Origin of the sequence: Vagococcus hydrophili (assembly GCF_011304195.1) — a bacterium.
GTDB lineage: Bacteria > Bacillota > Bacilli > Lactobacillales > Vagococcaceae > Vagococcus > Vagococcus hydrophili.
Genome location: NZ_CP049887.1, coordinates 2,695,552 through 2,707,969 on the forward strand (window position 1 = coordinate 2,695,552; position 12,418 = coordinate 2,707,969).

10 protein-coding genes are annotated in these 12,418 nt (G+C 34.8%); 1 reads left to right on the top strand and 9 read right to left on the bottom strand.

What is annotated here, in order from left to right; all coding sequences use genetic code 11:
* Positions 1-100: 100 nt before the first annotated feature.
* The 4 genes from G7082_RS13270 to G7082_RS13285 form a co-directional block, all read right to left on the bottom strand.
* Complete coding sequence (locus G7082_RS13270) at positions 101-1,315, bottom strand: bacterial Ig-like domain-containing protein (protein WP_166035657.1); 1,215 nt, start codon at positions 1,313-1,315, stop codon at positions 101-103.
* Positions 1,316-1,440: 125 nt separating this feature from the next.
* Complete coding sequence (locus tag G7082_RS13275; protein ID WP_166035659.1) at positions 1,441-2,112, bottom strand: HAD family hydrolase; 672 nt, start codon at positions 2,110-2,112, stop codon at positions 1,441-1,443.
* A 179-nt stretch (positions 2,113-2,291) separates the two neighbouring features.
* Positions 2,292-4,934: an alanine--tRNA ligase gene (alaS, locus tag G7082_RS13280; protein ID WP_166035661.1), complete on the bottom strand. Its 2,643-nt coding sequence runs from the start codon at positions 4,932-4,934 to the stop codon at positions 2,292-2,294.
* A gap of 362 nt (positions 4,935-5,296) precedes the next feature.
* The gene (locus tag G7082_RS13285; protein ID WP_166035663.1) at positions 5,297-6,217 is read right to left on the bottom strand and encodes an alpha/beta hydrolase; all 921 of its coding nucleotides are present in this window, start codon (positions 6,215-6,217) and stop codon (positions 5,297-5,299) included.
* A 62-nt stretch (positions 6,218-6,279) separates the two neighbouring features.
* Here G7082_RS13285 and G7082_RS13290 point away from each other — a divergent pair, with 62 nt between their 5' ends.
* Positions 6,280-6,714, top strand: a complete 435-nt coding sequence (locus tag G7082_RS13290) for a GNAT family N-acetyltransferase (RefSeq protein WP_166035665.1) — start codon at positions 6,280-6,282, stop codon at positions 6,712-6,714.
* Positions 6,715-6,769: 55 nt separating this feature from the next.
* Here G7082_RS13290 and G7082_RS13295 read toward each other — a convergent pair whose 3' ends face one another.
* From G7082_RS13295 to G7082_RS13315, 5 genes are all read right to left on the bottom strand, one after another.
* Positions 6,770-8,116: a DEAD/DEAH box helicase gene (locus tag G7082_RS13295; RefSeq protein WP_166035667.1), complete on the bottom strand. Its 1,347-nt coding sequence runs from the start codon at positions 8,114-8,116 to the stop codon at positions 6,770-6,772.
* A gap of 49 nt (positions 8,117-8,165) precedes the next feature.
* Positions 8,166-9,107: an AEC family transporter gene (locus tag G7082_RS13300; protein WP_166035669.1), complete on the bottom strand. Its 942-nt coding sequence runs from the start codon at positions 9,105-9,107 to the stop codon at positions 8,166-8,168.
* The gene (gene alr, locus G7082_RS13305) at positions 9,108-10,238 is read right to left on the bottom strand and encodes an alanine racemase (RefSeq protein WP_166035671.1); all 1,131 of its coding nucleotides are present in this window, start codon (positions 10,236-10,238) and stop codon (positions 9,108-9,110) included. It abuts the gene before it with no gap.
* Between the two features lie 114 nt (positions 10,239-10,352).
* Complete coding sequence (locus G7082_RS13310) at positions 10,353-11,207, bottom strand: DegV family protein (protein ID WP_166035673.1); 855 nt, start codon at positions 11,205-11,207, stop codon at positions 10,353-10,355.
* Between the two features lie 95 nt (positions 11,208-11,302).
* A complete protein-coding gene (locus G7082_RS13315) occupies positions 11,303-12,358 on the bottom strand; it encodes an LCP family protein (RefSeq protein ID WP_238842658.1) in 1,056 nt (351 codons plus the stop codon).
* Positions 12,359-12,418 lie beyond the last annotated feature (60 nt).

A 12,418-nucleotide genomic window follows, 5' to 3' on the forward strand; every position in this document is an offset into this window, starting at 1 on the left:
TAAAAAAGGTATTGTTATTAATGACAGTTTTCTTACAACCTTGTCACAAAAGCCCCCTAGATTAATTCATCTAGGAGGGCTTTGAGTTAATTCTATTTAGTTAGTGAGTTTTTCTTTTTTTAATAACTAGGATAATAAATACCAACGGGATCAATAGCGCGCCTACTGCAAACATGATTGTTGATAAATATGTTTTTTCACCGGTTTGAGGAAGGATTTTCTTACTTGTGACCGTAATAGTCGCTGTTGCTTCTTTATCTTCTAATTTGTAAGTAACCTTATAAACTCCTTCTTTATTTACATCCACAGTTCCTTCGATTTTCATATCTTTAGAAATATCAGCCCATGTTCGTTCAGTTCCATCTGACATTTTCACTGTGATAAAGTTATCTGAGGTATTCCATTTACTACCTAATGGGATGGTCGTATTTTTAACTAAAATTTGTTGAACTTTTACTACTTCAAAAATCCCTACTGTTACGTTTACTGTGACACTTTGACCATCATAAGTATAGGTAACTTTATGTGTTCCTGGTTTAGAAGTATCAATCATTTGAGCATTGTCATCTATAGTCACTACTAAATCATTCACAACATCTTTCCAGTATAATTTGATGCCGTTAGATAAGAGGATATAATTAAAATTTTGAGAAGCATCCCATTTTTCACCTAATGGTAAATTGATATCTTTGACTGAAATTTCTTGAACTTTAATCACTTCCATATCTTTGACAGTGACTGTCGCTACTGCTTGTTTATCTTCATATTGATACGTTACTTTATAGGTACCTTGTTGACGAGAATCAACTGCACCAGTTACTTTTATCTCATTAGCAACTTCTGCCCACTCTTTTTTGGTACCGTTAGTCAATTCTACATAATTAAAACTATCTGAAGCTTTCCACTCAATACCAAGTGGTAAATTAATATCTTTCACTGATATGTTTTGAACTTTTGTTACTTCCATATTTTTAACAGTGACATTCATGTTTGCTTGCTTGCCTCCATAAGTATAAGTAAGTGGATAAACACCTGGCACATCAACATTTACTTGGCCTGTTATTTGGATATCATTCACAACATTTTGCCATGATAAAGTTGATCCATCTGCCAACTCAACACTAAGGAAACCATAAGAATTGTCCCATTTTGTGCCAGTTGGTAAATTGACATCTTTCACTGCAATCGATTTGACATCCACAATCGGAGAAACATTTTCTACGTCAGTTGTTGACTGTTCATCGGCAAAAGAGACGATAGGAGCTGAGAATGACAATAAGAGAAGAGCAACCATCATACCTCTATACTTTTTCATTTCAAACACCCTTTCTTTTTCCTTTTGTTTTCCTTTTTACACTTATAGTTTACTATGTTTTATGACAAAAAAGCAACTTATATTACAAAAATATTACAAAAGTTACATAACTCTTAATAAATTCTTTATTCTTTTGCTTGAGAGAAGACTTGTTTCATAAACTCTATTGTTAAAACGGACATATCTGTGATAATTTCATCAGCTTCTTTAATGTCAATTGGTGGGTAATTCAAGTTATTAAAACCAATGCACGTCATTCCTGCTGCTTTTGCTGCTAGGACACCATTCCTTGAATCCTCAATCACTAAACAATTTTTAGGATCAACATTTAAGACTTCTGCTGCTTTTAAAAAGACATCTGGTGCCGGTTTAGAATTTGCAACTTCTTCTCCAGATTGGAGGGTGTCAAAACAAGAAGCAATTCCTAACCCTGTCAAATGCTCTTTAATCAAGACTTTACCAGTTGATGAAGCAACAGCTGTCTTTAGAGGTGATTTAGCTAAATTAGTTACTAGTTTTTCAACTCCAGGTATTAATTCTACTCCTTTTTCTTTAAACAACTTCAACAAATACACAGGTGCCATTTCTTTTAATTCTTCCAAGCTGACAGGTAAATCAAATTCCTCTTTAATGTGACTCCATATATAATCTTGTGTGGTTCCACAATACTTCCTAAAATGAAGAGCTTCCACTTCAATACCAAAAGATTTTAAAATAAGCTGTTCTGATTCCATGTAAAATTTTTCAGAATCAATCAACACCCCATCCATATCAAAAATAATCGCTTCTAAAGTCATAAATATCCTCCTAGATAAAAAAGGAGATGACTAAAAAATCATCTCCTTAGTATTTTATTTTCAGTTTGGTAAAAACAGGCAACTCCTTCGGTAACTTCAAAACTACTAAGCAACCCAAAGAGCGGATTGTTTAGTAGTTCCTCCAATTACTCGGAGCTAACCGCCTTTTTTACACCCTATTATTTACTTTCAATCCAAGCTGTAACTGCTGCTAGAGCGTCTTTCATGCCTGCTGGGTTTTTACCACCGGCTTGAGCCATGTCTGGACGTCCACCACCGCCACCACCTACTAGAGGAGCGATTTCTTTGATTAAATCACCAGCTTTTAAGCCTTTCCCATTCATCTCTTTATTCATAGCTACTAGTAAGCTCACTTTTTCATCTTGAGCCGTTCCAAGAACTAAGATATCTGAATAACTGTTTTGTTTCCATTGATCAGCTAATTGACGCAATTGGTTCATGTCTTTAACGTTAACTTCTGCAGCAATGACAGTTGCACCGTTAACAGTTTGAATATCTTTAAAGATTTGGTCACCTTCAGCGTTCGCTAATTTAGAAGATAATGCTTCGTTTTCTTTTTGTAATTCTCTTAGTTGTTCTTGTAGTGAACCAACTTTAGAGACAGCTTCTTTTAGTTGTGGTGCTTTTACCATATGAGCAATTTCTTTTAAAGCCATTTCTTCTGTATGTAATAATTCAAAGGCTTCTTTACTTGTAACAGCTTCGATACGTCTTACGCCTGCACCAATTCCTGATTCAGAAACGATTTTGAAGATACCAATATCAGATGTATTTCTAACATGAACCCCACCACATAATTCAACAGAGTAATCAGAAACACTCACAACACGGACAACTTTACCGTATTTTTCACCGAATAATGCCATAGCGCCCATTTCTTTAGCTGTTGCTACGTCTGTTTCGATGGTTGTTACTGGAATACTTTCCCAGATTTTTTCATTTACTTTACGTTCCATTTCAGCTAATTCTTCTGCTGTTACTTGCTCAAAGTGAGTGAAGTCAAAACGTAAGTTACCTGAAGCAACTAATGATCCAGCTTGGTTCGCATGCTCGCCTAATACATCTTTTAAGGCACGATGTAAAAGATGGGTTGCTGTATGGTTTTTAATAATTTTATTTCTTAACATTTCATCAACAACTAGTTCATAAGTTTGACCTAAAACTAATTCACCAACAACCTCTACTAAATGAAGCGGTTGACCATTTGGTGCTTTTTTAACATTTAAGACATTCGCTACAATTTCACCTGACGCTGTTTGAATCGTTCCTTTATCTGCAACTTGTCCACCCATTTCAGCATAGAAAGGTGTGATGTCAAAGACAAGTTGTGCATCATTTTGAGATACTTTTTCTTGGATAGCATCCTCTTGAACGATTGCCACTAATTTAGCACTTGCTTTTGTTTCAGTGTATCCCATGAATTCACTCTCAGCTTTAAGTTCTGATAAAACAGCTGATTGAACATTCATTGAGCTTTCTGTTGAACGAGCAGCACGAGCACGTTCTCTTTGAGCTGTCATTTCAACTTCAAAACCTTCATGATCAACTTTAAGACCTTGTTCTTCAGCCATTTCTTCTGTTAATTCAACTGGGAAGCCATATGTATCATATAATTTGAAGATATCTTTTCCAGCAAGTGTGTCTTTGCCTTCCGATTTTAATGAAGCAATTAAATCAGTAATGATTTGTAAACCGTCATTAATTGTTTCATGGAATCTTTCTTCTTCTGTACGAATAATTTTTTGGATAAACGCTTGTTTTTCAACAACTTCTGGATAGTAACTTTCCATAATCCCTCCAACAACTGGGACTAATTTATAAAGGAACGCTTCATCAATTCCTAATTTTTTACCATGCATGACAGCACGACGTAGTAAACGACGTAAGACATAGCCACGACCTTCATTAGATGGTAAAGCACCATCACCAATTGCAAATGATACCGCACGAACGTGGTCTGCGATCACTTTAAAGGATGTTTTTGTTGCTAAATCATCATCATATTTTTTACTTGCTGACATTTCTTCAGTTGCATGAATAATCGGCAAGAATAGATCTGTTTCAAAGTTAGTTGGTGCGTCTTGGAAAATCGATACCATACGTTCTAAGCCCATACCTGTATCAATATTTTTTTGTGGTAATGGCTCATATTCATGATTTTCAGTATGATTGAATTCAGAGAATACTAAATTCCAAATTTCTAAGTAACGTTCATTTTCTCCACCAGGGTAGTTTTCTGGATCATCTTCTGCCACATCGTTAAAGGCTTGTCCACGGTCATAGAAAATTTCAGAGTCCGGTCCACATGGGCCTGCACCAATATCCCAGAAATTATCTTTGATATCAATAATTGATTCATGTGGTAAGCCAATTTCTTCATGCCAAATACGACGAGCGTCTGTATCTTCTGGATAAACTGTGACATACAATTTTGATTTGTCTAATGCAAACCATTCTTCGCTTGTTAATAATTCCCAAGCCCAATGAATCGCTTCTTTTTTAAAGTAATCACCAATCGAAAAGTTTCCTAACATTTCAAACATGGTATGGTGACGGGCTGTTTTACCAACATTTTCAATATCGTTAGTACGGATACTTTTTTGTGAATTGGTAATTCTTGGGTTTTCTGGAATCACAGTGCCATCAAAATATTTTTTTAATGTGGCAACACCTGAATTGATCCATAGTAAACTTGGGTCTTCAATCGGAACAAGAGACGCACTTGGCTCTACTTGGTGTCCTTTTGCTTTAAAGAAATCTAAATACATTTGTCTTACTTCAACACTTGTTAATGGTTTCATCTTTTTTCCTCCTAAAAATAGAAAAAAGCACCTTGCAGTCAAGGACGATTTACGCGGTACCACCTTGATTGCAACGATGCTTTAGCATTCATTACCTCTTAAGTACTTTTTAACGCAAAGTAAGTCGTGATAATTTCTTATCAATTATTGGTAAAGTAGCCAATATTTTTACACAGTCTTTCTTTTCACCTAACAGAAAGCTCTCTAAACTGTGAACCAAATTTGTTCTTTACTAGCCTATTAAATTATAATGAAAAGTTGTTATTATGTCAACTAGCTTCTACTTTTTAATAGGTTTTTAGATTAAAAAAATAAAATATCATTAATTATTTTTTAATATTAATATTATTTTATAAAAAACATCATTCATTTATATATTTCTTCAAAAAATCACCAATCGTCTTTTCGTATTTTTGAGGATTCGAATAATAACTTGTAGCATGTTTCGCTCCCTTAAAAATAACAACCTCTTTAGGACCGCTTGTTGCTTTCTCCAAATTATAAACAAATTTAGTGGGCACAAAATCATCTTTGTCTCCATGAATTAAAAGTAATGGTAGCTTATTTTTCTTCAACTGATTCACTGCACTGGCTTCTTTAAAAGAATAGCCTGCTCTTACTTTAGTATAAACGGACGTTAAAGGAATTAAGGGGAAAGTTGGCAAACCAAACATATCATCTATTTGAAAAGATAACTCATTTTGTACAGTATCATAGCCGCAATCAGCAATCACTGCTTTAACTTGAGGTGGTAATTTTTCACCGCTTGTCATCATCACGGTAGAAGCTCCCATGCTAACACCAAATAACACGATCTCTTCTTGCGCTCCTTGTTTCTTTAACACTTCATCTATCCATTTCACATAATCCTTACGATCTAACCAACCAAAGCCCGTATATTTTCCTTCACTTTTACCATGTCCCCTGTTATCAGGAACCAGAACATCATAGCCTGATTCATAGAAATACTTGGCATAATCTCCCATAGCAAGCCCCTCACTCATATAACCATGAGCAATAATCACTGTTTTATTATCTTTCTTCTGATGAGTTAACCACTTAGCTTTTAACTGTAACTTATCCTCTGATTGAATTATTAGTTCTTCTGAAGAATCGGTTTCAAATTGCCATTTTTTATGCATTTTCTCATGACTTTCTGCTTGGATAAACTCTTTATCACCTGCGACGATGGCATAATTAAATAAATAATTAACAGCAAAACCTAATACCACAATAACAAGTAGTAATATAAGACTACTTATAATTATTAACTTTTTTTTCATATTTTCCCTCCCTAAACATGTTATGATTATAGTGTAAATAAAAATTGGAAAGGATGGTTTTCATGATCTCAATTGTTTTTGATAACAAACAATGGGTGAAAGCGGCATCTTATTATCTAAGAACGCTGGTTTTCGTTCAAGAACAAAAAATATCTCCAAAAGCGGAGTTTGATGTTTACGATTCGGATCAAACAAACTATCTGGTTATCTTTTATGATCAAACACCGATTGCAACGGGTCGTTACCAACAAGATGATTTACTAACTGTTCGACCTGACCGGGTATGTGTCAAAAGAGAATGGCGTAAAAAAGGGCTTGGTCGCCGTGTTATTTTAGAAATTGAACAACAAGGACGAAAAAATAATTGTTCACTCTCTCGGATTCATGGAGAAAAACAAGCCGTTCCTTTTTATGAAAAATTAGGCTATCAAGTTGTCTCCGATGATTTTATTGAAGACGGTATTATTTGTGTGAAATTAGAAAAGAAGCTTTATTAACTAAAAAAAGAGGCAAGTCCAACCTATTTTAGGATTGTGCTTGCCTCTTTTGAACTTAATAATCTTGTTTTCTTGATTTTCTTTTCGCACGATCAGTTTGACGACGATCAATTTTACGTTTTTGTTTTTCATTGTCATCAATTGCGTATTGTAATTTCTTTTTGTAACCAGGTTTAACTTTTTTCTTTTTCTTTTTAACTAAACCAATCATTGATATGTCTAATTGTTTTTGTGATTTATCACGTTTCTCACGACGGTTACGGTCATAAGAATCGATAATTTCTCCACCACGAATTACTTTTGGATGAAACTCAATTCCTAATTTTTCTAACTCAGCTAGTGAATTTTCATCACTTGGTTGGTACAACGTAATCGCTGTTCCCTCTAAACCGTTTCTGCCAGTACGACCTACACGGTGAATGAAAAATTCTAAATCCGTTGGAATTTCTGTATTGATAACATGAGAAACACCTTCAATATCAATCCCACGAGCAGCTAAATCAGTCGCTACCACAAATTGGAAATCTAAATTTTGGACATTTTTCATGACACGTTTTCTTTCACGTGGCGGAATATCTCCATGAATTGTCGCAACTTTTAAGCCTTGCTCTTTTAAATACGTTGAAATCTCATTCACACGTTGTTTCGTATTCGCAAAGACCATCACTAAATACGGTTGACCTATATTTAATAATTGATAGATAACCTTATTAACATCTTGGCCTTTAGTTGAGATTGCCCAGTTATCAATTGTATCTGAAATAACTGATGATGGTTTAATATGTTCAACCACTGGATTGTCCATATATTTTTTTAAGAATGGTTTCAATTTAGTTGGAATAGTTGCTGAGAATACTAGCATTTGTAATCCTTTTGGTAACGTTGCAGCAATTTTATCAACATCTTCTAAAAAGCCCATATCAAGTGTCATATCTGCCTCATCCACAACAAAGTGATTGGCTGTAAATGTTTTTAGTGACTGATTATTTACTAAATCTAAAATTCGCCCTGGTGTTCCAATCACGATATGTGGTTGACTTGTTTTTAATTTTTCCATTTGGCGTTTTTTATCTGTTCCCCCAACGTATTGAGAGACTCTGATTTCTTTTTCAGAGTGTTTAGCAAGTTGAACAGCCGCTTGATAAATTTGTTCCGCTAGCTCACGACTTGGTGTTGTAATAATACCTTGTACTTCATCTTTTTCTGGGTCCACTGCATTCATCATTGGTAGTAAGAATGTATGTGTTTTACCAGAACCTGTTTGTGATTGTCCTACCACGTTTTTCCCTTGCATGACAACTGGGATTAATTTTTCTTGTACTTCTGTTGGTTTAAGAAACTTCTTTTCATCTAAAGCGTTCATTATAAATTCTTGAAAATTATATTGTTTAAATAAATTCATTCTCTCACCTTCCTTCTCTTTTTTTTACCCTTTGGCATTATAGCACATTTTAAAAGAATAGTTTTAAAATGATTAAGATAAATACAAAATAACTTAAAATCGAGTAAGTTAAACTGCTTGTTGTAAACTCTTCATCGGCTCCGTAACTTCTTGCTAAGATTGGCATCGCATTCTGAACTGGCATAGCTGATTGCAATATAAATACATTTAACATTAAAGGTGGTACAGGGAAAAACAATGATAATGTATAGACCACTAAAGGCGAAACAACGTATCTCCCAAGTAAGACGCCAGCAACATCTTTATTCATTTTTATGTTTTTAATTCCTGTTTGATAAATGATAATCCCAATCACAAATAAAGAAAGGGCAGTCGTCATGCCACCCACATAGGTTGAAAAATCAAACAATGGTTTTGGGACTTCTTTTCCAGTGAGTAACCATAAAATACCAATCACAAATCCCATTAATGCAGGAGATAAAAGCTGCTTTAATAATTTTTTAAAACTAAATTTAGCTTGTTTGATATCTATGGCTGGATTATCATTGGCAATCAACAACACACCAATGGTAAAGAAAAATGTCGTATTACACATATAATAAAGTAACGCATATGGAATTGCCTTTTCTCCAAATATCGCCATATTCACAGGCAGTCCCATAAAAATCGTGTTAGCTGCTGTAAACATAGTCATGAAGGCACCTCGTCTAGTGACAGGTACTTTAGTCAATCTTGCATACACAAAACTAATCCCAAAAGTTATTAAAATAGACATAAACGGAATCGCAATTCCTTTAAATAATTCTAGAAACTCTGATCTCGTAAATTTCTGAGTCATATTCAGAAACATGCTAAGAGGTAATGTAATATTTAAGACTAACTTAGAAAAAACATCTGCGGTATGATTATCGAACCATTTACGCCAGGTTAGAATGTAGCTAAGTAAGATTATGGCAAAAACGACTAAAATATTTAAATAAGCTGCTAACATCTATTTATCTAAAACCTCCGACCCATTTTCCCTATACACACGCGGCAAACGATCCGTCAAACCACAAGTGACTTCATAATTAATGGTCCCTACATACTCAGCTCCCGATTGAACTGAATTAAACCGTTCTTGATTGTGACCAAAAATGGTTACCTTAGTTCCTACTGGTAATTCTTCTTCCAATCTAATCATACACTGGTCCATACAAACTCGTCCAACAATTGGTGCTTTCTTACCTGAAACTAATACCTCAAATCCTTGATAACGTCTGATTAATCCATCGGCATAACCGATAGGAAGTGTCCCAATCCATTCATTTCCTGATGTTTCATAGGTTGCACCATAGCCAACTTTTTCACCTTTTTCTAGTTGCTTTATGTGAATGATTTCAGTTTCTAAAGTTAAGGCTTGTTTTAATTCAAAGGGAGATTCTAACTCATTTCCTGATGGGTTCATTCCGTATAATGCGTCCCCGTAACGAACCAGATTGCTTTCCCAAGCCCCATGCCACAAAGCAGTTGCAGAATTAGAGGTATGGATATACTTCATCTCTCTACCAAAAATATCTAGCGCTTTTGAAAAACGTTCTTGTTGTAAATTCAAGTGACTTTCATCTTTTGAATCAGCCTTTGAAAAATGGGTAAAGATACCTTCAAAATCAATCAGTGGTTGCTTGTCTAAAATATTTTTTGCTCCAAGCATCTCCTCTTCAGTTCTCAGCCCAATTCGTCCCATCCCTGTATCGATCTTCAAATGAATACTAATGGGTGACTGAATCCTTTCATTGACTTCTTTCAACCACTCTAAATTTGTAGCAGTTACTGTTATTTGATTTTTGGCTGCGATTTCGATATACGCAGAGTTCACATAACCTAGCACTAAGATAGGACCGTTAATGTTAGCTTGTCGTAACTCTAAAGCTTCATCTAGATTAGAAACACATAAACCACTTGCTCCTGCGTCTAATGCGGCTTGAGCGGTCTCAACAGCACCATGCCCATAGCCGTTTGCTTTAACAACAGCAAACAGTTCTTTACTCTCATCTAAACGTTTTATTTCTTCACGGACATTGTGTTTCACACAATCTAAATCTATCACAACTCGACTTGGTCGATAATTACTTGGTATCATTTAACTTCCTTCTTCCATTTTTCTTGTTCTAATTTATTGTACCATAGTATTTTTTATAACTTTTATTAGTCAATCTATATTAAAAAAGACTTAACAAAACTGTTAAGTCTTTTCCTAATTTTTAGGTGCCACACCGATAGCTACAGCTTTTTCACCGAGATGAGTACCAACAACAGGTCCAAAATCACAAATAACAACATCTAACGTAGGATGCTTATCTAATAAACTTTGCTCCACTTGTTTGGCCACTTCTAAGTTATTACAATGAATCACATAAAATGAACTATCTTGTGGTTGGCTTTTTATTTCATTTAACACAATATCTTCCACACGATTTAAAGCTTTCTTTTGTGAACGAATCTTTTCACTTAAAATAATGTCCCCATCTCTAAAACAAAGAACAGGCTTAATCTTTAGTAACGTTCCAATAATCGCCGCGCCATTTTTTAATCGTCCGCCACGAACTAAATGGTTTAAATCATCTACAACGATATAACCTTCAACTTTTTTTCTAACTTCTGTTAATTTCTCAATAATGACATCTGGGGTCATTCCGTCTTCTTCAACCATTTCAAGAGCAATTTCGACCATTTTCCCCATCGGACCACTTGTTAATAAGGAATCAAATGGATATACGTTAACACTCTCAACTTCTTTTGAAATACTTTTTAAGGAACTAATAAAACCAGAGATACCAGATGACATATGAATACTAACTACCGCATCATATCCCTCTTTAGCAATGTTATCGTATAATTCAAAAAGTTCACCAATGGATGGTTGAGATGTTTTCGGAAAAGTCTTTGCGTTGTTTAATAAATCGTAGAAGCCATCTACATGAATATCTATTCCTTCTTTGTACATCGTATCATCAATAATTAATGGTACTGGGACAATAAATAAATCTTCACGACGACGATAGTCATCTTTTAAAAAAACGGTGCTATCAGTGACGACTGCAATTTTCATCTATAATTCCTCAATTCTTTTGTCTTTCGGGCAAAATATACCTAGCATCCATTATAGAGTTCTCTTTTCTTAAAGTAAAGAAAAACTATCACAAATTATTTATTAAAAAAGTTTTTAATCGCTTGCCCATTGGCTTGTGTGTCGATTTCTAACACGCTTCCTGCATGGTCATAGTAACCGTCGCTCCACGTTCCTTCAACAGGTACTGTTAAAATTTCTAATGGTTTGTGTTTACTAAACAAATAACTCATTCCTGATTTTGGATAAAAACCAAAAGGGATATCGGTCTGTGTATACCCTTGGACTTTTCCAACTGCCTCTGGGAAACGCCAAGCATTGAGTGGATTTAGTCCCTGTTGTAATAAAGCAGACATCACTTGTTGCTGACGTCTCACTCGACCAAAATCACTTTCCGCGTCTTTTCTAAATCTGGCATATTGAAGAGCCTCTTCACCGCTCATTTTTTGAGGGCCTTTTTTAATCACAGTTCCTTCGACTTCCAAATCTTTCTCGGCATCAATTTTTAAACCGGACGGAGCTAGTGTATCCACAATTTTAGGAAATGATTCAAAATTAACAATCGCATAATACTGAATCGGAATTCCAAAATTATCTTTAATCGTTTTTCGAACTAATTCTGGTCCACCATAAGAATAAGCCGCATTAATTTTATTATTTTCTGGACCACTATCCGTCGGAATCGTGACAAAAGTATCCCTCATAATAGAAACTAACTTGGGTTGTTTGGTTTTATTGTCATAATGAGCAATCATAATCGAATCTGAACGACCTTGATCTTCCCCACGAGAATCACTTCCTAATAGAAGAATATTAGTTGAACCATCTCCACTTTTTTCACCTGAAAAATGCCCTACATCTGCTTGCTTATTGTTCTTATCAAATTTCGTTGACATTAAACCTTTCATATAACCAAAAGCCGTTAAACCGATTAGAATTAAAAGAATCCAGACAATAAGTCGTTTCTTTTTTCTTTTCTTTTTCGGTTTATTCTTTTTACCCTTTGGCATTGTTGGTTCTGCTGTCGTCTTATTTGGTATCACTTGTTGCTTTTTATCATTTGTTTGTTTTTTCTTTGCTTCTTTTTCCTGTTCTTCTTGACGCCTACGGTCCATTCTCGTCATATCAGCCATAAAAACACCTCTTTATTTATACTCTAAATATAAGGATAAGCTATTTTAAAACAATTTAAC

What these genes read in the sequence shown, in the direction of transcription:
- G7082_RS13270 (WP_166035657.1), bottom strand. Translation starts at nt 1,315, where the DNA reads ATGAAAAAGTATAGAGGTATGATGGTTGCTCTTCTCTTATTGTCATTC.
- G7082_RS13275 (WP_166035659.1), bottom strand. Translation starts at nt 2,112, where the DNA reads ATGACTTTAGAAGCGATTATTTTTGATATGGATGGGGTGTTGATTGAT.
- alaS (WP_166035661.1), bottom strand. Translation starts at nt 4,934, where the DNA reads ATGAAACCATTAACAAGTGTTGAAGTAAGACAAATGTATTTAGATTTC.
- G7082_RS13285 (WP_166035663.1), bottom strand. Translation starts at nt 6,217, where the DNA reads ATGAAAAAAAAGTTAATAATTATAAGTAGTCTTATATTACTACTTGTT.
- G7082_RS13290 (WP_166035665.1), top strand. Translation starts at nt 6,280, where the DNA reads ATGATCTCAATTGTTTTTGATAACAAACAATGGGTGAAAGCGGCATCT.
- G7082_RS13295 (WP_166035667.1), bottom strand. Translation starts at nt 8,116, where the DNA reads ATGAATTTATTTAAACAATATAATTTTCAAGAATTTATAATGAACGCT.
- G7082_RS13300 (WP_166035669.1), bottom strand. Translation starts at nt 9,107, where the DNA reads ATGTTAGCAGCTTATTTAAATATTTTAGTCGTTTTTGCCATAATCTTA.
- alr (WP_166035671.1), bottom strand. Translation starts at nt 10,238, where the DNA reads ATGATACCAAGTAATTATCGACCAAGTCGAGTTGTGATAGATTTAGAT.
- G7082_RS13310 (WP_166035673.1), bottom strand. Translation starts at nt 11,207, where the DNA reads ATGAAAATTGCAGTCGTCACTGATAGCACCGTTTTTTTAAAAGATGAC.
- G7082_RS13315 (WP_238842658.1), bottom strand. Translation starts at nt 12,358, where the DNA reads ATGGCTGATATGACGAGAATGGACCGTAGGCGTCAAGAAGAACAGGAA.